23 protein-coding genes are annotated in these 21339 nt (G+C 60.1%); 13 read left to right on the forward strand and 10 right to left on the reverse strand.

Annotated elements, in window-relative coordinates:
• Window positions 1–31 precede the first annotated feature (31 nt).
• Window positions 32–628: an MliC family protein gene (locus tag ACB040_RS10015; RefSeq protein ID WP_368151401.1), complete on the reverse strand. Its 597-nt coding sequence runs from the start codon at window positions 626–628 to the stop codon at window positions 32–34.
• Between the two features lie 148 nt (window positions 629–776).
• On the opposite strand from ACB040_RS10015, the gene ACB040_RS10020 reads away from it, so the two are divergent.
• Window positions 777–1157: a hypothetical protein gene (locus ACB040_RS10020; RefSeq protein ID WP_005335561.1), complete on the forward strand. Its 381-nt coding sequence runs from the start codon at window positions 777–779 to the stop codon at window positions 1155–1157.
• A 131-nt stretch (window positions 1158–1288) separates the two neighbouring features.
• On the opposite strand, the gene ACB040_RS10025 is transcribed toward ACB040_RS10020, so the two are convergent.
• Complete coding sequence (locus ACB040_RS10025; RefSeq protein WP_371154604.1) at window positions 1289–1654, reverse strand: DUF2061 domain-containing protein; 366 nt, start codon at window positions 1652–1654, stop codon at window positions 1289–1291.
• A 192-nt stretch (window positions 1655–1846) separates the two neighbouring features.
• Between ACB040_RS10025 and ACB040_RS10030 the strand changes: the two genes are divergently transcribed.
• Window positions 1847–2053, forward strand: a complete 207-nt coding sequence (locus ACB040_RS10030) for a hypothetical protein (protein WP_139443350.1) — start codon at window positions 1847–1849, stop codon at window positions 2051–2053.
• A gap of 334 nt (window positions 2054–2387) precedes the next feature.
• On the opposite strand, the gene ACB040_RS10035 is transcribed toward ACB040_RS10030, so the two are convergent.
• Window positions 2388–2816, reverse strand: a complete 429-nt coding sequence (locus tag ACB040_RS10035) for a DMT family transporter (protein WP_371154606.1) — start codon at window positions 2814–2816, stop codon at window positions 2388–2390.
• 9 nt (window positions 2817–2825) lie between these two features.
• Complete coding sequence (locus ACB040_RS10040) at window positions 2826–3293, reverse strand: DMT family transporter (RefSeq protein WP_005335549.1); 468 nt, start codon at window positions 3291–3293, stop codon at window positions 2826–2828.
• A 100-nt stretch (window positions 3294–3393) separates the two neighbouring features.
• Here ACB040_RS10040 and ACB040_RS10045 point away from each other — a divergent pair, with 100 nt between their 5' ends.
• Complete coding sequence (locus ACB040_RS10045) at window positions 3394–4287, forward strand: LysR family transcriptional regulator (RefSeq protein WP_371154609.1); 894 nt, start codon at window positions 3394–3396, stop codon at window positions 4285–4287.
• Between the two features lie 289 nt (window positions 4288–4576).
• Here ACB040_RS10045 and ACB040_RS10050 read toward each other — a convergent pair whose 3' ends face one another.
• From ACB040_RS10050 to ACB040_RS10060, 3 genes are read right to left on the reverse strand one after another with little or no spacing between them, the layout of a single operon-like run.
• Window positions 4577–5431, reverse strand: a complete 855-nt coding sequence (locus tag ACB040_RS10050) for a 23S rRNA (adenine(2030)-N(6))-methyltransferase RlmJ (protein WP_371154611.1) — start codon at window positions 5429–5431, stop codon at window positions 4577–4579.
• Entirely contained in the window at window positions 5425–5886 is a 462-nt protein-coding gene (locus ACB040_RS10055) for a DUF2390 domain-containing protein (RefSeq protein WP_005343337.1), read from the reverse strand. Before ACB040_RS10055 ends, ACB040_RS10050 begins: the two co-directional genes overlap by 7 nt.
• Entirely contained in the window at window positions 5879–7789 is a 1911-nt protein-coding gene (locus ACB040_RS10060) for an ABC transporter ATP-binding protein (protein WP_371154613.1), read from the reverse strand. Before ACB040_RS10060 ends, ACB040_RS10055 begins: the two co-directional genes overlap by 8 nt.
• 208 nt (window positions 7790–7997) lie before the next feature.
• Between ACB040_RS10060 and ACB040_RS10065 the strand changes: the two genes are divergently transcribed.
• The 4 genes from ACB040_RS10065 (at window position 7998) to ACB040_RS10080 (ending at window position 11639) form a co-directional block, all read left to right on the forward strand.
• Window positions 7998–9398: a tyrosine-type recombinase/integrase gene (locus tag ACB040_RS10065; protein ID WP_371154615.1), complete on the forward strand. Its 1401-nt coding sequence runs from the start codon at window positions 7998–8000 to the stop codon at window positions 9396–9398.
• Between the two features lie 451 nt (window positions 9399–9849).
• On the forward strand, window positions 9850–10173 hold the full coding sequence (locus tag ACB040_RS10070) for a hypothetical protein (protein ID WP_371154617.1): 324 nt from the start codon (window positions 9850–9852) through the stop codon (window positions 10171–10173).
• A gap of 347 nt (window positions 10174–10520) precedes the next feature.
• Window positions 10521–10910, forward strand: coding sequence for a hypothetical protein (locus ACB040_RS10075; protein ID WP_371154619.1), 390 nt, complete (start codon window positions 10521–10523; stop codon window positions 10908–10910).
• Between the two features lie 315 nt (window positions 10911–11225).
• Window positions 11226–11639 carry a CBS domain-containing protein gene (locus ACB040_RS10080; RefSeq protein ID WP_021229522.1) on the forward strand — a complete coding sequence of 138 codons (414 nt, stop codon included), beginning with the start codon at window positions 11226–11228 and terminating at the stop codon, window positions 11637–11639.
• Between the two features lie 116 nt (window positions 11640–11755).
• On the opposite strand, the gene ACB040_RS10085 is transcribed toward ACB040_RS10080, so the two are convergent.
• The 3 genes from ACB040_RS10085 to ACB040_RS10095 all read right to left on the reverse strand — a co-directional run bounded on the left by ACB040_RS10085 (window position 11756) and on the right by ACB040_RS10095 (window position 15484).
• Window positions 11756–13417, reverse strand: coding sequence for a hypothetical protein (locus ACB040_RS10085; RefSeq protein ID WP_338772469.1), 1662 nt, complete (start codon window positions 13415–13417; stop codon window positions 11756–11758).
• 168 nt (window positions 13418–13585) lie between these two features.
• Window positions 13586–14053: a hypothetical protein gene (locus tag ACB040_RS10090; RefSeq protein WP_167574128.1), complete on the reverse strand. Its 468-nt coding sequence runs from the start codon at window positions 14051–14053 to the stop codon at window positions 13586–13588.
• Window positions 14054–14107: 54 nt separating this feature from the next.
• On the reverse strand, window positions 14108–15484 hold the full coding sequence (locus ACB040_RS10095; RefSeq protein ID WP_139739831.1) for a PLP-dependent aminotransferase family protein: 1377 nt from the start codon (window positions 15482–15484) through the stop codon (window positions 14108–14110).
• Between the two features lie 116 nt (window positions 15485–15600).
• On the opposite strand from ACB040_RS10095, the gene ACB040_RS10100 reads away from it, so the two are divergent.
• The 6 genes from ACB040_RS10100 to ACB040_RS10125 all read left to right on the forward strand — a co-directional run bounded on the left by ACB040_RS10100 (window position 15601) and on the right by ACB040_RS10125 (window position 21234).
• Window positions 15601–16197 (forward strand): LysE family translocator, encoded by a 597-nt coding sequence (locus tag ACB040_RS10100; protein ID WP_005335536.1) that lies wholly within the window; start codon window positions 15601–15603, stop codon window positions 16195–16197.
• Window positions 16198–16322: 125 nt separating this feature from the next.
• On the forward strand, window positions 16323–16913 hold the full coding sequence (locus tag ACB040_RS10105; RefSeq protein WP_005335534.1) for a LysE family translocator: 591 nt from the start codon (window positions 16323–16325) through the stop codon (window positions 16911–16913).
• Between the two features lie 126 nt (window positions 16914–17039).
• Window positions 17040–17738 carry an aspartate/glutamate racemase family protein gene (locus ACB040_RS10110; protein WP_371154624.1) on the forward strand — a complete coding sequence of 233 codons (699 nt, stop codon included), beginning with the start codon at window positions 17040–17042 and terminating at the stop codon, window positions 17736–17738.
• Window positions 17739–17868: 130 nt separating this feature from the next.
• Complete coding sequence (locus tag ACB040_RS10115) at window positions 17869–18975, forward strand: 1-acyl-sn-glycerol-3-phosphate acyltransferase (RefSeq protein ID WP_005362790.1); 1107 nt, start codon at window positions 17869–17871, stop codon at window positions 18973–18975.
• Window positions 18976–19289: 314 nt separating this feature from the next.
• Window positions 19290–19760: a YhcH/YjgK/YiaL family protein gene (locus ACB040_RS10120; RefSeq protein ID WP_201934056.1), complete on the forward strand. Its 471-nt coding sequence runs from the start codon at window positions 19290–19292 to the stop codon at window positions 19758–19760.
• 274 nt (window positions 19761–20034) lie between these two features.
• A complete protein-coding gene (locus ACB040_RS10125) occupies window positions 20035–21234 on the forward strand; it encodes an acetate kinase (protein ID WP_005354534.1) in 1200 nt (399 codons plus the stop codon).
• Window positions 21235–21339: the final 105 nt, after the last annotated feature.

A 21339-nucleotide genomic window follows, 5' to 3' on the forward strand; every position in this document is an offset into this window, starting at 1 on the left:
GGGGCGGCAAGACGAGCCGCCCCCATGAGCCTCAGCCCTTGGTCGGATTTTCCATGCAGGTGAGGGTTGGCTGGCCGTAACGCTCCAGCGTGGCATCGTCCCCTTTGGTGAAGAAGGTGAGGTTTTGCCCTTCATAACGGGCGCCGCTGGCGCTGGGGGCTTCATAGGCGAGCACTTGTTGCTGCTTGTCGCCCTCGCTCAGATTGATCACCGCGGCGGGCAGCTTGGCATCGTTATAGAAGTAGGTAGAGAGAGTGACGTTCTTGCCGCACTTGTAGTTGACTGGTGCCGGCACCATCAGCTGGCCGCCGCTGATCTGCAGTTCGGTGATCCGCAGCAGGTAGTTATCCTCCACACACTGGCGCAGATCCTGCCCCTTCCAGCAGTCGTTGCGACCTTTGATCCAGCCGCGCTGCATGGCGCGCTCTGTCTTGAGCTGTTCGGGAGAGAGTGCGGCAATCGCCTTGGGATAGAGGGCCGCCAGTTCGTTATCAAGGGCGGCCAGTCCGGCATCCTTGCAGATCAGGTTTTCGACCGACCCGGAGGCTTTGGTGCAGTCAAAGGAGGGGGTTGCGGCGCTGGCCAGCAGAGGGGCAAACAGCAGGGTGGCAAGCAAGGTCTTGTTCATCGATAGATTCCAGCAATGAAGAGGGCATATCTGCCTACTACAGCACACTCTACAGGGCAATGCAGCAGGGACGCCGAGCGCATTTTGCGCAGCTGTGTGTGCTGGCGACCGGTTTTGCCGCCTTTTCTTAATAACAAGAAGGTTAGCTATGTTCAGGTTGATGACGGGGGCCTTGCTGGCCATCATGCTGTCCGGTTGTGCGGCCATGTTTAACGGCACAAGTCAGCAGGTTTCCATTCGCAGTCAGGATCCCGATGCGGAGATCTACGTCAACGATATGCTGCTGGGCCACGGCAATGTGATCACCTCGTTCAAGAAGAAAGAGAATTACACCATCACGGTCAAGCGTGCGGATTGCTACTCGGTGACCGTGCCGGTCTCAAAGTCGTTCGATGCCACCACTCTGCTCGGGATCTTTGTCGATTTCGGCGTGGTCTCCATTCTGGTGGTCGATGGGGTCGGCACCGGCGCCTGGCAGAAGTTTGATCAGAATGCCTTTATCGTTGACCCCATCTGCAAGAAAGCCTGATCGTTATTGATGGGGCATCGGGTGATGCATCCAGATACAGATCTTTGCTGATGTGAAAAACCCGACACTCCTGGCCGGAATGTCGGGTTTTTTGTGGCCGCAATAAAGGGGGAGGCGGGTTGCCCGGTCGATCAGGCCAGCGCCAGTTGCTGACTGCGGGCGCGCCACAGCCGCTCGTGGAAGAAGAACACCACGGTATTGATGGCAGGTTCGATCATCGCCATCACGCCGCCGGTGAGCAGCTCGCCGCTCAGCAGGAAGGCAACCCAGAAGGCCACCGAGAAGTGGACCACCGCGAAGCTGCTGGTCTTGGCCTGCAGGCTGTGATTTGGCTTGAGCTTGTACCAGCCAAGGTCATGAAAGTAGAAAGCGACCGTGTTGACGGCGGGCTCGATCAGGGCGATCAGGCTGGCGGTCAGCAGCTCACCGGTCAGCAGGTAGGCCACGGTAAAGGCGACACCGAAGTGCAGGATGGCAAAGCTGATGGTCTTTTTCATGATGGCGGCTCCCTCTGTTGATGATGAGAGTATCCGCCAAAAATGAGATTAAATGAAAACTATTCTCATCTATTGCCCAGATAGGGAAAACCTATCAAAGGGCGAGTGGCCGGTGCGCTTCAGCGGTTGCCAATCGCAACCAAGGCGATAAAGTACAGGTTCTTCACACTTGCCCATGAAAAAGGATCTTTCATGAATATCAATGCCACCCTGCTTGGCCAGTTCATTGCGTTGCTGATGATCATCGTCGGCCTCATCGCCTGGCGGCTGGCGCGCCGCAAGAGCGAGCATCCGGCGCTGATCACCCTTATCTGCTCCCTGCTCTGCCTGTTTCCGCCCTTTGGCCTGCTGGCCTTGTTGCTGGTTGCGCTGAAACAGGATCTGCCCGCCCGCTCATAGGGTGGGCTGGTTCAGGCTGCCGCATACACCGGCTGCACCAATAGAAAAAGCCCCGTGATGGGGCTTTTGCTTTTGAACTCGGTGAGCAGAAGAGCTTGAACACCCATCTTTTGGGTTCGGGCTATGCTACGCCTTGCTCAAAAAGGTGGGTGTCCCAGATTTGCCATCCTCCCCCAAGGCCAAGAATCGCTATGGCAACCCCATGCTGATCACCGTCGAGGCCTTCTACGCCTAAGCTGCCTATGGCAACGATGCCCCGAGCAGGGGCGCGACCTTGCTATCCCAGAACACCGGCCTAGTGCCGGTGTTCTGCTTTTCAGGTGTCAGCGCCTATTCAGGGGGGCGGCTTGCCCGCCTGCCAGCGTTGCAGTCCGGCACCGGCCAGCACCAGCAGGGTGCCGAGCAGATCGCTCCCCTCCAGCCGTCCGGCCAAGGCATCGAGCAACACGCCTCCCGCCAACTGGCCCGCGACGATGAGCAAGGCGCAGACTAGGGCCCCAACCCGGCCTATGGCCCAGCTGCTGATGGCAACGAACAGCGCCCCCAGCACGCCGCCGAGCAGCAGCCAGGGATCGAGCCCGGCCAGATTCCCCCAGGGTGCCCCCTTGAGGATGAGCAGGGCGCCGAGTAGCACGAAGCCGAGCAGGTGGTTGGCGAGGGAGGCCGTCATGGCGCCCCGGGTGCTGGCGAGGCGGCCATTGAGGGTACGCGACAGACTAACCGCCACGCCGTTGAGCAGTCCCAGCAGGATCAAGAGGGTCATGGTTCTCTCCTAACGCAGCACGATCAGCAGGGCGCCGATCATCACCAGCAGGGCGGCGAGCATGTCCTTCCCTGATGGGCGGCGGCGAACCAGCCCGAACCAGCCTCTGGCGTCGCACAGGGCGCCAAACAGCAACTGGCCCAGCAACAGCAGGGCGAGGGTGCCCGCCATGCCCAGCTGCGAGTTGAGACACAGGGCCGCCAGCACCACAGTGAGCGCCCCCGGCAGGCCGCCAAGCCACGCCCAGGGCGGAGCAGACTGCGGCCCCTGGGGTCGTGGGGCCAGCCACCACAAGAGCGCGGCCACCAGGCTGCCGACCCCGTGGGCGAGCCAGCTCGCGAGCCAGGGATCGGTGGCGCGGGCCAAGGCACCGTTCTGGGCGATCATCAGCGCCAGCAGCAGGCCAGCGGCGAAGGCGGCCAGGGCGCCGATTGTCTGGAGGCGTCCGGGGCGGCGGTCAATAAGAGGGGGGATCATGGGGTAACTCCTTGGTTGAACAGAGGAGTAGGGTAAATTGTTTTTGATATGGGGATAATCTACCATTTATGAACAACATTGTTTCTATATTGAGAACAACATGAACCAGGATGCCTTCGCCCTGCTCCCCGCCTTCGTCGCTGTGGTGGAGGCAGGTACTTTCTCCGGCGCCGCCCGCCAGCTCGGCCTCAGCAAGTCGGTACTGAGCAAGAAGGTGAGCCAGCTTGAGCAGCAGCTCGGTTGCCAGCTCATCTACCGCACCACCCGCTCCCTCACCCTGACAGAGGCAGGGGAGCGCTACTTCGAGACGGTGCACCATGCGGTGCGTCTGGCCCGTGACGGGGAAGATGCCATCGGCGCCCTGCAGTCGGCGCCGCGCGGCCTGCTGCGAGTGACGGTGCCCATGGTCTATGGCCGGCGCCACATAGCCCCCCTTATCCCCGAATTTCTCGCCCTCTATCCCGGGCTGCAGTTGCAGCTGGAGATGAGCGACGCCCAGCAAGATCTGGTGGCCGAGGGGTTCGACGTGGCGGTGCGCATCGGCGAGCTGGAAGATTCAAGCCTGGTCGCCCGCCGCCTAGCCCCCTGTCACAGCACCCTGTGCGCCGCCCCCACATACCTAGCGCGGGCCGGCACGCCCCGTACCCCGGCCGATCTCGAGGCCCACAACTGCCTCTTCTACTCCCTGTTTCGCGGCGGCACCCAGTGGCGCCTACAAGGCCCGGAGGGAGAGGTTGCCATCACCCCGCGGGGCAACTTCGAGGTCAACAACAGCGACGCCATCCACACCGCGCTGCTGGCAGGGCTCGGCATTGGCAACATGCCGGACTTTATCGTGGAGCGGGAGCTCGCCACCGGCCGGCTGGTGCCCCTGCTGCCAGGCTATGCCCTGCCCGAGCACGGCATCTGGTGCCTCTACCCCCGCCGTCGCCACCTGCCCGCCAAGGTGGAGGCCTGGCTGGCGTTTCTTCACGAACGCTTGGCTCTGCGCTAGGGGGCACGGGGATAACCGAAGCGGTTCACGTTTTTTTCATCTGGAAAGGAGTAGAGTAGGCCATTACCAATCGTCTGTTTTAATTGAAAAAGGCTCCAGAGAGGCATGCCATGGCATCGCACCTCTCACCCTAGGGAAGGTGCGAACAAGTCCCTGATAAGCAGTAGCGGGTAAAAACAAGAAGCCCCTGAACGGGGCTTCTCTTTGCTGGCCATGCCGCCACTGTGAACGGCTTGGGTGAGCGACTTGCTGGCGCCTTGACCGGGCGCCGGAGCTAGCTGGTGCGGGTCTACTCTGCGGCCTTGTTGAGCCACTCCACCTTGTACTGGGCGCCGGCACCCTGCGCCAGCTTGGCACAGAGCGGTTTCAGGAACGCTTCAATCTGCTCGTCCAGCATCCAGGGCGGGCTGATGATCAGCATCCCCGAGCCATTCATGCCCCAATCCTTGGTCTGACCGGCCACTTCCAGCTCGGCGACTAGGACGTTGCCGAAGTTCTCGCGCTTGATGGCGCGCAGCATGTCGCGGGATTTGTCCGCCTCTTGCCCGAGGATCGGATACCAGAGGGCGTAGATGCCGGTCGCCCAGCGTTTCTGCGCCTTTTTCAGGGTGTCGACCACGGCGAAGTAATCTTCCTTGAGCTCATAGGGCGGATCGATCAGCACCAGCCCGCGGCGCGGGGTCGGCGGCAGCAGGGCGATCAGCCCCTCGAAGCCGTCACGGTGGTGTACGGCCACGCGGGGGTCATAGCCCATGTTGGCGCGCAGATCGTCCACTTCGTTGTTGTGCAGCTCCATCAGCGCCAGCTTGTCCTGCTCGCGGGTGAGGCGGCGGGAGAGCTCCGGCGAGCCGGGGTAGTAGTGCAGCTGGCCATCGCTGTTCATCTCCTCGATAACGCCGAGATAGGGGGCCATGGCAGACCACTGGGCCCGCTCGTCCCACAGGCGGCCGATGCCGTCGGCATACTCGGCCTTCTTCTGGGACCAGTCGCCGCGCAGGTCGTAGAGACCGCCACCGGCATGGGTGTCCAGCACGATGAAGGGTTTCTCCTTCTTCTTGAGGGACTCGATGATCAGGGCCTGAACGGCGTGTTTCAGCACGTCGGCATGGTTGCCGGCGTGAAAGGCGTGGCGGTAGCTCAGCATATTAGATCTCTGAGGGGGCCCTGCTGGGCACCCAGTAACGATAGATAGTTCAACAAATTGCGGCTGTTGCCGCGAAACAGGGAGAGGCTGCGCAGGGTCTGCAACAGGACGCCCTGTTGCAGCCGCTCCAGCTCCAGCTCGTGGGCCAGCATCGACTGATACTGCTGCTCGTCGAGTCGCGTCTTGGCGCTCTGGCGCAGGGCCCGCCACGGGGTCAGCACCGCCTCGGTCTGCACCAGCGCCGGTTGCAGGTCGGTCAGATCGACCACGATGCCGAGTTGATCGAGCCGGTGCAGCAGCAGTGCCAGATTGACGTTGCCCCCCTGCTCCTGCACGGTGAGCCAATCCTGGCTGCGCTCACCGTAGACCTTGCCGCTCCAGTGCCAGAAGCCGATCGGCGTCGGCAATTCGTGGACCGCGACCCGCTCGCTGGCCATCAGCTGCTCGTCACGCAAAGAAGGCTTGCTCCATGGTTTCCAGCTCTTCGGAGAGGCTCATCCACTCCAGCTCCACCTCTTCCAGTTGCTCCTTGAGGGGGCCCTGGGATTTGAGCAGCTCGGAGAGCTTGGTTTTAGCGCTCTCTTCGTAGATGGCCGGATCGGCCAGCTGGCTCTCGATGTCGGCCAGCTTGCCCTGCAGCTTCTCCATGCTCGCTTCGAGTTTTTCGAGCTTCTGGCGCAGGGGACGGGTCGCTTGCCGAAACTCCGCCTCGCGCCGCTTCTGATCCTTGCGCGCCACTGCCGAGTTGGCGGAGACGGGGCCATCCGCCGGTTTGGCGTTGGCCTCTTTCTCCTGTTCGCCGAGCCACTTGTGGTAGTCGTCCAGATCGCCATCGAACGGCTCGACCCGGCCACCGTGCACCAGATAGAAGTCATCAGTGGTGGTGCGCAGCAGGTGACGGTCGTGGGAGACCACTACCATGGCCCCTTCGAAGCCTTGCAGCGCCATGGTGAGGGCGTGGCGCATCTCCAGATCCAGGTGGTTGGTCGGTTCATCCAGCAGCAGGAGGTTCGGCTTTTGCCAGGTGATCAGCGCCAGCACCAGTCGCGCTTTTTCGCCGCCGGAGAAGGGGGCTACCTTGTCGAGCGCCTTGTCACCGTGAAAACCGAAGCTGCCCAGATAGTTGCGCAGCTCCTGCTCGGTCTTGTCCGGCGCGAGGCGGGCCAGATGATCGAGCGGGGAATCATCGAGACGCAGGGTCTCCAGCTGATGCTGGGCGAAGTAACCGATGCTCACCCCGGCGCTCACCTCGAGCTTGCCCGACAGCGGCGGGTTGGAGCCCGACAGCATCTTGATAAAGGTGGACTTGCCGGCGCCGTTGCGGCCGAGCAGACCGATGCGCGAACCCGGTACCAGATTGAGTTTGATCTTCTCCAGGATCACCTTGTCGCCGTAACCGGCACTGAGGTTCTCCATGGCGATCAGCGGGGTCGGCAGGGCCGACGGCTCGCGAAACTCGAAGCTGAATTCGGAGTCGGCGTGGGCGGGCAGGATCTTCTCCATCCGCTCCATCGCTTTCAGGCGGCTCTGGGCCTGACGGGCCTTGGAGGCCTTGTAGCGGAAGCGATCCACATACGCCTGCATGTGGGACATCTCCCGCTGCTGCTTCTCGTACATCGACTGCTGCTGGGCCAGCTGTTCGGCGCGCTGCAGTTCGAAGTCGGAGTAGCCGCCGGTGTATTCGTTGAGCTTGCCGTTCTCGATATGGATGATGCGGCTGATGACCGAATCAAGGAAATCGCGGTCGTGAGAGATGAGCACCAACGTGCCCTGATAGCCCTTGAGCCACTTCTCCAGCCAGATCACCGCATCGAGATCCAGGTGGTTGGTCGGTTCATCGAGCAGCAGCAGATCGGAGCGGCAGAGCAGCGCTTGGGCGAGGTTCAGGCGCATGCGCCAGCCACCGGAGAAGCTGCGCACCGGCGAGCTCAGCTGCTCGTCGCTGAAACCGAGGCCGTGCAGCAGTTCGGCGGCGCGGGCACGAATGCTGTAGGCGCCTATGGTATCGAGGCGACCGTGCAGCTCGGCCACCAGCAGACCATTGTCATCCTGCTCGGCCTGTACCAGCTGGGCCTCCAGCGAGCGGAACTCCTTGTCGCCATCGATCACATACTCGAGCGCGGAGCAGTCGAGCGCCGGGGTCTCCTGCGCGACGCCTGCGATCTGCCAGCCTGCGGGCAGGCTGAAGGTGCCGCTGTCGATGGCCAGCTCGCCCCGTACCAGTGCAAAAAAGGTGGACTTGCCACAGCCGTTTTTGCCCACCAGACCCACTTTGTGGCCGGGGTGAATGGTGGCGGAGGCGTTGTCCAGCAGCTTGCGGCCGCCGCGGATCAGTTCGATTTGACTGGCAACTATCATGGGTGGGATCTGCTTGCTCAAAATGGAGGAGAAAAACTGGCGCGGATCTTACGTGGATTCACTAATCATGACCAGTTTGACCGCAATAAACCCCGTTAAAAGCCGTCTTCAACGTGTTTCGAGGATAGCCGTTGATGTCACTACCCGATCCAGCACAGGCAAGTCATTCGTGAGGCTGAGATGTAGTCATGGATGTCTAGATGGCCAAATGTTGACTGGGGAAGCATGGTCAGTTAGTATCGCCATCCCTACAGATGAAGACATCAATAGCTTCCGCCAATTCGTTAAACAGAAGGTATCCCCAGTGATAAAAGCATTCGGTTCAACCATCACAACCAAAGGAGACGCTTATGTGTTCCTGAGTCGTCTTCTGCTACAGCGTGGTTATGGTGAAGCCCGAGCCCTTGCTGTTATCAATGAGTGTGAGCAGAGAAGCGCACAGCGCGGATACGTGACCCCAGAGACACCCGCCGATTTCCTGCATATGGTCAACGAGGCTGTTACCCCTTGGGGTGGCCCTATCGTAGAAGCCCCTCAAGTAGCCCAAGCCCATCAAGTATCTCAGGTGCCCAGCAACGCTAGTGCCTCCGAAGCAAGCAGCGAGAAGCAAGGCGAGCAAAGCAAGCAAGGCATGACGATTGATGAATGCTATTCCCGCTTTGTTGACCTCAAGCGCGATGACTGGGAGGCCAGCACAAGAGGGGCCTACGAGACATCACAGCGCAGACTGCAAGCTCTGGGCCTAGCGTCCGTACTCGTTGCTGACTTGAAGCGGTCACAGCTCGACACAGTGCGTCAGACGATGATTAGTGATGGTTTGAAAGCGGGATCGATAAATCTGCTATTCCGACATCTAAAGCAAGCTCTGGCTGACGTAGAGGCCGCATATGGTGAAGACGAAGGTTTTGATTGGACTCGACCACTAAAGAACCTGTCTAACTTCAAGGCCCTCAAAGATGATGCCGACAAGGTTGACCGAGCTTGGCCCGTTGAAGCTATTCAGGAGGTCGCCGCTAAGTTGGCCGAGAAGGCTACAGGGCCGAGGGTCAATGAGGCGAACAGGGCTAAACGCTGGGGCTCTTATTGGCAACTCTGGCTATCCCTCGCAACGGGTGGCCGGAAGGCAGAAATGGAAGCCATCAAAGTGTCCGACATTGTGAGAGACGATGATTCTGATAGATACGGAATCCACATCCGAGGCACCAAGACACAGAATGCAGACCGCCTTGTGCCTCTTGTTGATGGCCTGAACGGTTTCAACTTGTCGGCCTTCTTGGAGTACATCAAGACGCTTGACGGGCCGGACGCTCTGGTCTGTGGCGGTAGTAGTCTCGATAACCTGAGCAAGCGGGAGCGAGCAGGCTACAAGATGGGCAACGGGGAGGGCCTGACCATCCACGGTCTACGGCATACCGCAGCGACTACCCTTTGTGCCCTTGGCCTTGAGCCTGCCCTTCTGAGCCAGTTTATGGGCCACGCTGCCGCTAACCAAGGAGGCGCAGAGGTGACGCTGAGATACATCACTGGGGCTCTGGATGCTCGCCGCCATGAATGGTTGAAGCTGCACGAAGCGATAGAGCCATTGGTTAAAGCCTCTAGTTATCCCTGATTAGAAATTCACCACAAAAATCTGAGACCCCATGTAATGGTACACAGAAGCGGCAATACCCCGTATGCCCCCTCAGTTCATACACTCAGGCGCGTCCCTATGTAAAATCAGCAGGGTCTACACCTTGCCAACTTTAGAGACTTCACGTAGGAGCGCGAAGAGTTCTCATTTAGATGGCCTTAGCTAGACCAAAGGGAGTCATTCCTAGGTAGAACGTGAAGTGGTGACGCGGTAGTGACTGGATGGTGTCGGGTTGGTGGCAGACATGATATCCGCCTGTGTATTGCCCTAAATGATTGATTGCTTTGGTTGTTGGTGCTAGACATTGTTGTTGGTATGCCATTTAGTGTGACATTGGGTAGGCCAAAGCATTTGGTTTCAAGTGATGCGGCTGGCTGCCCTGTGTACCCTTATCTGTTGAAGGCCGCATTGCAGTATGTAAAGAGGAGTAATGACCAATATGATTAAGAACTTACTGATGGCCGCTTCAGTAGCCTGCGTAACCGGATGCGCTACTATCTACACTGAGGCAGATGGCACATTTAACAGGATGGACAACACACTCAATGGGCTGGTCGGTGAGCCAATCGAGGTGGCGATCAAGACTCTCGGAATCCCAACAGCAAAGGATACAGACCTCAACATCTATGAATGGGCCACAACATCAGGTGACTGGCACTGCAAGGTGACTATGTGGGTTGATGCTGAGGGGGCTATTAGTGAGTACGATTACAACGGTAATCTTGGTGGATGTAAGCGCCTCTACAGCTGGTGAGTAACGAAGATGATACTTAATGTCCTAATCGAGCGTCCTAGTAAGGATAGAGGGGTAAATATGATACTAATCCCCTTCACAAAGAGTACCTGAGCAAAGGGTCTCTATGAATATGAATAATGGTCAGCAATTAACGATAATCCTTGACAAAGGATAGAAACTTAATGTCCTAAACCTTCCGTCTTACTGCAATAGAATGGGAGAAATTTGGGGTCAGAAAACGTACAGGTAACCCTCGGCGGTGTCTGTGCTGCTAATGTTGTCTGAAAGTTAACATTCCGAATTACTGCTCACTAAAGGAGACACCGAGCAATCCCGCTCCGGCCCATACCGATAGGAGCAACCCAATGACCACACTGACCAGCACCAACGCACCGTTACCGCAGAAGTACTACAGCAAGCAATCCGGCCAGTCCATCCACAACGTCAACAACCGCAGCGTCAAAGAGTACCTGCTTGAATTAGGAGTCCTTACCGTAGCTGACTTGCCGCCTTACCTTGGCGATTGCATTAGCGGGTCATCCAGAGTTGCACAGAGAGGTACACAACCGCTCAATCGTGGTCAACTACTGCAAGCATTGTATGCGCTCGACGATATCAACACCGAGACGGTAGTAGTAACGTTAAATAGAAAGCGTATTGCACTCGGGGATAAGCCATTCAGTTCAGCCCATGTAGCAACCTTTACGTCAGCCTTAAAGAATGCGTCCCAAGCGATAAAGCATTACCTCCGTTAATTCCACTCTGATAAACCTTCCTGTGCTAGCCTCTGTACGCCCTGCTGGCTACCTTGCTGACCATGCTAGGGGTAACCCAAGGGGAGGCCATTGCAGGTCACCTACAGGCGCTCATGGTGTTGTTGATAGGGTCATAACTTAGAACCACGACACCACGAAAACACCATGATAAACTCACGGTTCTACCATCCGGTAACCATTACTGATTCTTACGTGAAATGACGCTGATTTGCACTGTAGCGAAGGGTTGGCCACTGGCTGGCGCTGCAAAAACATGCCATAACAGAGAAACCAGTTTGGTAACGGGAGGTTAGCATGCATATCAGGGATATTATGACGACCCGGGTCGCCACCGTTTCAATGGATGATCGACTCAGTGTCATCAAGGATATCTTCGAGCAGGCTCACTTTCGCCACCTGCTGGTACTGGAGGAGGGTGAGCTGGTGGGGGTCATCTCGGATCGGGATCTGTTCCGCGCCATCAGCCCCTATCTCGACTCCGAAGCCGAGATGAGCCGTGATACCGAAACCCTCACCAAGCGGGCCCATCAGATCATGAGCCGCCACCCCGTTACCATCGCTCCCCATCTCACCGTGCGCGACGGCGTCAAGCTGATGCTGGAGAAGGGGGTCTCCTGCCTGCCGGTGCTGGAGAATGGCGCCCTGGTCGGCATCATCAGCTGGAAGGATTTTCTCAAGGCTGCGTTGGAGAGTGACGCGCTGGTTTGAGCCGACGCTTATCGCCACTAGCTGATAGAGAACCAATATAGAGAGAGGGGAGCCAAGGCTCCCCTCTCTCTATATTGGCTTTGCCGACAATGCCGGTTTGCACGATGCCTGCATCATCATGGCTCGGGCTGCCCTGCGACAAGGCAGGAGGGGCCGCTGCCGGAGAGGTGCGGCTGAAGATGAGTGCGGATCTCCTGCAGGGTGCGCTGGTACTGCTGGGCATGTTGATCGAGAAACGCGGGACTGTGCTTGAGGCGCCGCTCCAGGGTGTCGACCAGCAGCGCCACCCTGGGAGCGGCCATACCCGCAGGCCAGCAGTGTTGCAGCAGCTCCAGCAGTTGCCAGGCATCGCCCGGCAGGGCGGGGAACTCCTCCAGCAGCTGCAAGCCCGCTTGCAGGGCTGTCTGATATTGGCTGGCCTGCATCGCCTTGTGGCGCAGCTGGCGCAGTTCGCTCAGCCGTTGTTCTCTCGCCGTCAGGCGCTGGCCCAGCTCGGCCACCAGATGGTGGAACAGTTGGCGGGTGAGCGGGTGGGGCGCCACCCTGACGCGGTATTGGGTCAGCTGGATCAGGTAGCGCTGGGCGTGGTGGGGCAAACCGCAGAACTGGCTGACCGCAAAGCCGAGCAGCAGGGTGAGGTGGTTGTCGCTCCCCTCATCCGGCTGGTGGTGGGCAATCAGGATCAGCGCCTCGTCGAAGCGGTAATCCAGCCCCAGCATCAACGCCTGCAGCAGCTCATATTCGTGGGGTTGCAGGTGGACGGTGCGTTTGAGGTGCTCCCACTCCTGTTGCAGGGAGCGGATCCGTTTGCTGGAGGGGGCGTGCCACAGTACAGCCAGACTGGCATTGAGCATGAAGCTGTCGATGGCGAGCCGGACGCGCTGTTCGCCGAAGTGGCGCAGGGTCAGGCTGTTGGCCTGCTCCATCACCTTCTCCTCATCTTGCAGCACCAGCCCGAGCAACATCGCCAGCTGATGCCAGCGCGGCTGATGGGGGCGGATCTGCAGCAGCTCTCCCATGGTCTCCCACGCCGCCAGCCAGTGATGCTGATGCAGCTGGCTGGCGAGTTGCAGCTCCAGCCGGGTGGCCATCGAGACGCTGGCTTGATGGCGCTGCAAGTCGGTCTGGGCGCTCTGCAATTTGCCGAGCCCCAGCATGGCGTAGAAGAGCCCGGCCCTTGGCCAGCTCGCCTGATACTCGTTGGCACAGAGGGCATAGTGCTGGGCGGCGGTGATCCGCTCGGTCGATTGCAGCAGCAGGTAGCCCTTGAGCCGATCCAGCCAGGGGGTCAGCGAGCGATTCTCCCGTTGAAACAGCAAGTCTTCACAGAGGGCGGTAGCCAGTTGCCACTCCCGCAGCAGAATGGGGGCGGCCAGCGTGCGGGCCAGGTTGCTTAACTTCACCAGCTGGCCGAGCACCGCGGTGAGCTGTTGGCTCATGAAGGGGAGGGGCAGATAGAGGGAGAAGTAGAGATCCGAGGGGAGAAACTCCTGCTCGCTCTGATCGGCATCGAGCAGCAGCAATACGCAACCGGGTTGCAGCAGGCCGAGATAGTGCGCTTCGTGCAGCAGCCGGGCTCCGTCAAGATCCTGCTGCTTGTCCTGCTGACAGATGATGGCGTCGAAGGCGTGCTGTTGCAGCAGGGCCAGCAGGCCGCTGCGCTCGTGGTTTGGATGGCTGTGGTAGTGGATCCGGTCGGCGGGTATCCCCTGTTCGGTCAGTTCCCGGGTGATGGCGCTACGGAGCAGGGGATCCTCTTCGAGCAGCAGTATCGTCATGCAGGTACTTCCTGTGAGCAAACCATTAGGTTGATTATGGTAGACCCAAGAGGAACATAGGCACAGCACTCGCTGAGTGAAAAGCTGACAGTAGCCAGCAGGGTGCTGGAGGGCGCACTATGGGCTGTTATTTCAATCGGTTATGCCACATCTCAGGGCGGCAACCTGTTATTGCTGAGGGCGGATCTGCGTCCCGAAGGGGCAGTCGCTCTGGCGGATCAGCCGCGACCCCGTGCCCTGTTCCCCCAGCCAGCTTAATTCCAGCTTGCCGAGGCGGCCCAGATGGCGCAGCTCGAACTCGTAGCGCTGGCAGAGGTTGTCCTGGGGCAGGCTCGCCATCCCCGCTGGCAGTCGGTATTGATAGCGCAGGAGTGGCCCATCTTCCAGCGTGCTGGTCACCGGCACCAGCCCCTCTGGGGTGGGCTGCGGCGCCCCGAGTGCACGGCGCAAACTGAGCGGTGCATCGATCGCCTTTTGATAGTGCAGGCCATTCATCGCCGCCAGCTCCTCTTCCAGTCGTTGCAACTCCCCTTCCAGTCCATTGAGCGCGGCCCCCAGCTGCTGGTGGGTCGTTGACGAGGCGCAGCCACCCAACAACAGGGTAGCAAGCAGCAGGGCGGCTCTGATGGGGGGCACGGCATCTCCTTGGCAATGACGATGAAGCGTGAAGGTCAGGTCGGCTGGCCCTGACTATAGCAGGGGATTGCTGGGGGGCGTCCCCTGCAGCAGTTGGGCCAGACGGGCCAGCCCTTCGCCGACCCGGGCGTCGGTGGCGGGTTGGCTCAGGCTCAGGCGCACCCCCTGCGGAGCGGCAAACTGACCGGCGGCGAAGTGTTCCCCGCTCGCCACCCCAACGTCAAGGGCGTCGGCAGCGGCAGCAAACTGCTGGCTGCGCCAGGGCTCCGGCAGCGGCAGCCAGGCGTGCATGCTGCCCGGCTGCCAGCGGGCGGCGGGCAGCAGGTGGCGCAGCAGTTCACCACGGCGTTTGAGGATCTCCCGCTGCTGCTCGACCAGCGGCATGATCTGGCGCTGACTGACCATTTTGCAGGCGAGCTCGATCAGCAGCGGGCTCACCATCCAGCTCGACAGCCGCATGGTCTGGGCGAAGGCGCTGCGCAGAGCGGGGGGGGTCAGCACGAAGCCCACCCGCAGGCCACCGCAGGCGATCTTGGCCAGACTACCCAGATAGATGACCCGCTCCGGCGCCAGATTGACCAGAGGGATCACCGGTTGCTGGGGCAGCAGGCCGTTGACGTCATCCTCGATGATCAGCAGATCGTGGCGACGGGCGATGGCGACGATGGCCTCCCGCCGCGCCAGACTCATGATGGCGGTGGTGGGGTTTTGCAGGGTCGGGGTGAGGTAGAGCAGCTTGGCCCGGCGGGTACGGCAGGCGGCGTCCAGTGCCTCGGGCAGCAGCCCCTCCTCGTCCATCGCCAGTCCCACCACCTGATTCTTCAGCTGGCGAGCGTTACCCAGCATGCCGGGGTAGCTCAGCCCCTCGCACAGGATGGTCTCCCCCACGCAGCCGGTCGCCAGCAGCGCCAGCATGATGCCGTGCTGGGCGCCGTGGCTGAACAGCAGGCGATCCTCACTGCAGGCCACTCCTTGCTCCGCCAGCCAGTTGACGAACTGCTGGCGCTGATCCGGTCGTCCCGCCTCCTTGTCGTAGCCGAGCAGGGCGTTGAGATCCCCGTCCGCCACTTCCCCCAGCATGGGGCGAATGATGGCCGCCCGATCCAGCTGTACCGGCAGGTTCTGCCACAGCTCGATGCGGTGCCCCTCCTCCTGGCGGATCACCCACTCATTGGCGGGATCCGTGTTCGCTCCCTTGACCCAGGTGCCGTGGCCCACCCGGGCGGCCAGCAGGCCGCGCCGCTCCGCCTCGCTGTAGGCGCGGGTGACGGTGCCGACGGTGACACCCAGACGATCCGCCAGGGATCTGTGGGTGGGCAATCGGGTCTGCGGTGGCAGCTCGCCATTCACGATCCCCTGTTCGATCGCTTTGACCAGCTTGAGGTAGAGGGGGCCATCGAAGGCCGCAAGGTCGGGTGTCCAGATTGTCATGGTGACAATAAATCCATTGATCAAAAATTGTTGTCAATATAGCGTGAATTTCAACCTGATAACAACCAAATAGCACGCATTGTATCGATACAATGTGGCGAGCAAGGAGTCACAATATGACGATGGAGTGGTATGTCACCCTGTTCGGTTTTGCCGTACTCACCTGCGGTACGCCGGGGCCCAACAACCTGATGCTGACGGCCTCCGGTGCCAACTTCGGGGTGCGTCGCACCCTGCCACATCTGCTTGGGGTCGGATTGGGGCAGCCGGTGCTGCAACTGGTGCTGGCGCTGGGGCTTTATCCGCTGTTCGAGCGCTGGCCCTTGTTGCGCCTCGGTTTGCAGATCTTCGGCAGCCTCTATCTGCTCTGGCTGGCGTGGCGTATCGCGGTGGCCGGGGCGCCGGGGGATCCGGCCCGGAGGGCCCGTCCGCTAACCATGCTGGAGGGGCTGGGCTTTCAGTTCCTCAACCCCAAGGCGTGGATGATGGGGATCTCCGCCATCAGTCTGTTCAGCCTGCCCGGCGCCAGTTACTGGTCGAGTCAGCTGGCGGTGATGGTCATGTTTGTGCTGGTGGCCCTGCCGGTCTGCTTTGTCTGGGTACTGTTCGGCCATCAGCTGAGCAACTGGATCAGCTCGGATCGGGGCTGGCGGCGGCTCAACGGCTCCCTCGGTCTGCTGACGGCGCTCTGCGTGGTGATGCTCTGGTATTGAGCCGTGTTGCGCTGGAGGGGGAGGTGGTCGAGAAAGAGGCATTTCTGACTTGTCGCCACGGGGTTGGCTCTGCATATTAGAAGGCTTTCCCCATAACGGGGGCGTTGCATCGACAAGAGGTTGAGATGGATCTGAACTGGTTACTGCCCCTGGCGGGGTTTGCCCTGGTTACCTGCGGCACGCCGGGGCCCAACAATATGTTGCTCACCAGCGCCGGGGCGGCGCAGGGTTTTCGCCGCACGATTCCCCTGCTGGTGGGGGTGGTGGGGGGGATCAATCTGATGATCCTCGCCACCGCGCTGGGGCTTGGCGTGGTGTTCGAGAAGGTGCCGCTGCTGCACGATGGCCTCAAGCTTATCGGTTCGGCGTATCTGCTCTGGCTGGCGTGGAAGGTGGCGACCGCCAGCGGCCCGGCCGAGGGCAACCGGCCGCTCATTCCCGCCCATCAGGGGGCCATGCTGCAACTGCTCAACCCTAAGGCGTGGATGATGGCGCTCTCCGCCATCAGCGGTTTCACTCTGGCGGGGGAGGCTTACTGGCCCTCCGCGCTCTGGGTGCTGGTGATCTTCTTTATTACCGGCCTCTACACCGGGGCGTTCTGGGTGTTGTTTGGTGCCCAGGTGCGGCAAATCATTCGCACCGCCCGGGGCTGGCGGCGTTTCAATCTCGGCATGGGGCTGGCGACGGCCGCCTGTGTCGGGATGATCTGGATTTAGCCCAGGGTTAACCCGGGCCTTTACCGGCTGTCTTGTTGGCCCTGCGGGGCCTTTTTTATCTCGTCCGCGTGGCCTTGCCTGCAAGGTGGCGTGGTTCTGCCCTCCCTTGGGATGAAAGGAGTTCCTATGAAATGTATCGGTCTGCTGGGTGGCATGAGCTGGGAGTCCACCGTCAGTTACTATCAGGCGCTCAACCGCGGGGTGCGCGCACAGCTCGGTGGTTTGCACTCGGCGCGGGTGCTGCTCAACAGTGTCGACTTTGCCGGTATCGAGCGGCTGCAGCATGCCGGTGACTGGCCCGCCACTGCCAGCCTGTTGGCGGCGGAGGCACGCAAGTTGCAGGATGGCGGTGCCGATTTCTTGCTGATCGGCACCAACACCATGCACAAAGTCGCCCCCGAGATTGAGGCGGCCATCGATATCCCGCTGCTCCATATTGCCGATGCCACCGCGGCCAAATTGCGGGCGGACGGGATAACCCGGGTCGGCCTGCTCGGCACCCGCTTCACCATGGAGCAGGATTTTTACAAGGGGCGCTTGCAGGAGCGCTTCGGGTTGGCGGTGCTGGTACCCGATGAGGCCGGGCGGGAGCGGGTACACAGGATCATTTATGACGAGCTCTGTCTGGGGGAGATCCGCGCATCGTCGCGGGCCGAGTATCTGGCCATTATCGAGGAACTGGCGGCCGCTGGTGCCGAGGCGGTGATCCTCGGCTGCACCGAGATTGCCCTGCTGGTGGGGGATGCCCGGGCGGCGGTGCCGCTCTACGACACCACTGCCATCCATGCCGAAGCGGCGGTCGCGCTGGCACTGGCAGCTGATTAATAAACTGGTCAGATCTCACTATTCATGCTTGTCTCATACCCCTTGCCATAAAAGCGTGTAAAATTGCGCCCTGAATTTTCCCCGGCCAACGCGGGTTGGCTGCGGTTTCCTAGCATGCAAGGCTGACATTGTGACTGAAGTAGATAGATTCGCGGATATTCGCCCCTACCGCGATGAAGAAGTGCCGGCAGCCATCGAACGGCTGATCCAGGATGATGAATTTATCGGCGCCATCGCCAAGTATCGTTTCGGTTCCCTGATGAGCTGGCTGGGTTGGGCCATTCGCCCGATGATCCGCCTGTTCCTGCGCCGCAAATGGTCAAAAGTGACCACTGTGCATCAGGTCCAGATGGGGGTCACCCGGTACATGTCCCGCATGATCGCTACATCCACCAAGGGGGTGACCTTCTCCGGGATCGAGCATCTGAAGAAAGAGCAGGGCTATCTGTTTGTCTCCAACCACAGAGACATCGCTATGGATCCGGCGTTTGTTAACTGGGGGCTGCACACCCACGGTTTTGATACCGTGCGCATCGCCATCGGTGACAACCTGCTGCGCAAACCCTGCGCCACCGAGCTGATGAAGCTCAACAAGAGCTTTATCGTCAAACGCTCCGCCAAGGGGCCGCGGGAGATGATGAAGGCGCTCGGCGAGCTGTCGGCCTATATTGGCAACTCGGTCCACGAAGGTCACTCCATCTGGATCGCCCAGAAGGAAGGGCGCGCCAAGAATGGCGATGACAAGACAGATCCCGCCATCCTCAAGATGTTCTACGTCGACGGCAAGAAGCAGAAGATCGACTTCGTCGACTACATGCGCAGCCTCAATATCGTGCCGGTCAGCATCAGCTACGAGCTGGACCCTACCGACAAGGCGAAGGCGCGCGAGCTCTACGAGAAGTCGGTCAACGGCAGCTACGAGAAGGGCGAGTTCGAGGATATCGAGAGTATCGTCGCCGGTATCGTCGGCATGAAGGGGCGGGTACACGTCTCCTTCGGTGCGCCGATCACCGAGGGATTCAGCGATCCGGACGAACTGGCCGCGCTGATCGACAAGGCGATCTGGAGCAGCTACCACCTCTTCCCCAGCAACTATCTGGCGGCAGATGTTTCCGGCAAGGCCAATACCATCGAACAGGCGGCCTTCCTGACCCGTCAGTCAGAGGTGCCGGAAGAGCACAAGGCGATCTGGCGAGCCATGTACGCCAAACCGGTGGAAAACGCCAAAAAGGCTTGAATGAAACCGGTTGTTAAACGGTTTTGCGAAAAAAACGGGCGCTGATGCGCCCGTTTTTGCGTCTGGTCAAAGTCGAGGGGGAAAGGGTGGTGAATAATATGGTTTCAGCTGGTACGATCACTATGAAAATGGGATTATGTCTCTTGGCAAGGTGCTGACGAGTGTGTAACAGTGCCCATATAGCTGAACATGAGCAAAAGCTCTAAACCGGTTTGCACGGATTGCAGACGGCATTATTGAAGGACCTGTCACAGGTCCTTTTTCATTGGCTGGCAAAGATGCCGCCCAGATATACCTAACAGGAAGCAGACGCCATGATCACCGGTAGCCTGAACACCCTGCAGCGGACGCCGCTGCCCGCCCCGTTGGCCCGCATCATGGCCGAGGTGGTGAAGAGCGTGGCTCACTGGGGTGACGCTCCGCTCGGCAAGACCGAGATCGATGGTCTCAACCTGTTCTGTCTGGTGAGCGAGGATCTGACCGAGCCAGCTGTGGATCGCCGTGGCGAATTCCATCAGCAGTATCTCGATATCCAGTTGCTGCTGCGCGGTGAAGAGTGGATAGGTGTGGGCCCCCACGACTACGTGAGCGACGGCGCCGACCATCCCCATCCTGACCTCTGGTTTGTCGATGACGAGCAGACCACTTATCTGGCGCTGCAACCGGGCGATTTCGCCATCTTCTGGCCGGGCGAGCTGCACCGCCCGCTCTGTACCTTCAACCAGCCCGCCAAGGTGAAGAAGCTGGTGGTCAAGGTACACAAGGATCTGCTGGCTATCGCCTGAGCACTCCCATTGAGGCGAGCCCTGCGCAGCTGATGCGTTGAGGCTCGCAAGCATTGAAACCAGTGATACGCACAACAAGTTGCGATCACTCTTTCAAGAGCAAGAATTGAAACCAGTGATACGCACCACAGGTTGCGATGACTCTTTCAAGAGCAAGAATTGAAAAATTGGACGCACCCTCCTGCGACCATAAGCCCCCGGCAGGGGAATCCCATCCTCTTTTGGATGACACGACACTGTCGGCATAAAGCCGAAGCACAGGAAGATGTAGAAAATGAGCAAGTTGGTATTGATCCTTAACTGCGGTAGCTCTTCCCTGAAATTTGCCGTAATGGACGCCGAAACAGGTGAGGACATGCTGTCCGGCCTGGCCGAATGCTTCAATCTGGATGATGCACGTATCAAATGGAAACTCCACGGGGTCAAGGGCGAAGCCATGCTGGGAGCGGGTGCCGCTCACCAGGAGGCCCTCGACCATATCGTGGGTCACATCCTGCCGCAGGATCCGACTCTTGCCGAGCAACTGGTGGCTATCGGTCACCGAATCGTACACGGTGGCGAGCAGTTCTCCCGCTCCGTGCGTATCGATGACGGCGTGATCGCCGGTATCGAAGCCGCCATTCCGTTCGCCCCGCTGCACAACCCGGCCCACCTCATCGGTATTCGCGCCGCGCTGAAAGTGTTCCCGCAGCTGTCCGAGAAGAACGTGGCCGTGTTCGACACCGCCTTCCACCAGACTCTGCCGCAAGAGGCTTACCTCTATGCGCTGCCGCACAAGCTCTACCGCGAACACGGCATCCGTCGTTACGGTGCCCACGGTACTTCTCACCGCTACATTGCGGAAGAAGCCGCAAAAGAGCTGGGCAAGCCGTTGAATGAACTGAACATCATCAACTGCCACCTGGGTAACGGTGCCTCTGTCTGCGCCATCAAGAACGGCGAATCCGTTGACACCTCCATGGGGCTGACTCCGCTGGAAGGTCTGGCGATGGGTACCCGCTCCGGTGATATCGATCCGGCCGTGGTCTTCTTCATGCACGACCAGCTCGGTTACAGCGTGGAGCAGATCAACCACACCCTGACCCGTGAGTCCGGTCTGCTGGGGATGACCGAAGCGAGCAGCGACTGCCGCTACGTCACCACCAACTACGCCACCGACGCCGGTGCCAAGCGCGCGCTGGATGTCTTCACTTACCGTGTGGCCAAGTATGTCGGCGCCTATGCCGCTGCGATGGACGGTCGTCTGGACGCCGTGGTCTTCACCGGCGGTATCGGTGAGAACGCCGCCATGGTGCGCGAGATGGTGCTGAACCGTCTGGCCCTGTTCGGCTTCAAGGTGGACAAAGAGGCCAACAACGCTGCGGTACTGGGTGGCGAAGGCCGCATCACTACCGCCGACAGCCGTTGCGCCATGGTGATCCCGACCAACGAAGAGTTGGTCATCGCTCGCGATGCCCTGAGCCTGGTCTGCTAAGTCAGCCTCGCTCTGAAACAACGCCCGGCCTGTGCCGGGCGTTGTCATTTCTGGCGTTCACCGATTTGACATGGGGGAGGGGAGCGGTACCCTGACCACCACTGT

This window comes from Aeromonas sp. S11(2024) (assembly GCF_041402345.1).
In the GTDB taxonomy this organism is placed as follows: Bacteria; Pseudomonadota; Gammaproteobacteria; order Enterobacterales; family Aeromonadaceae; genus Aeromonas; species Aeromonas veronii.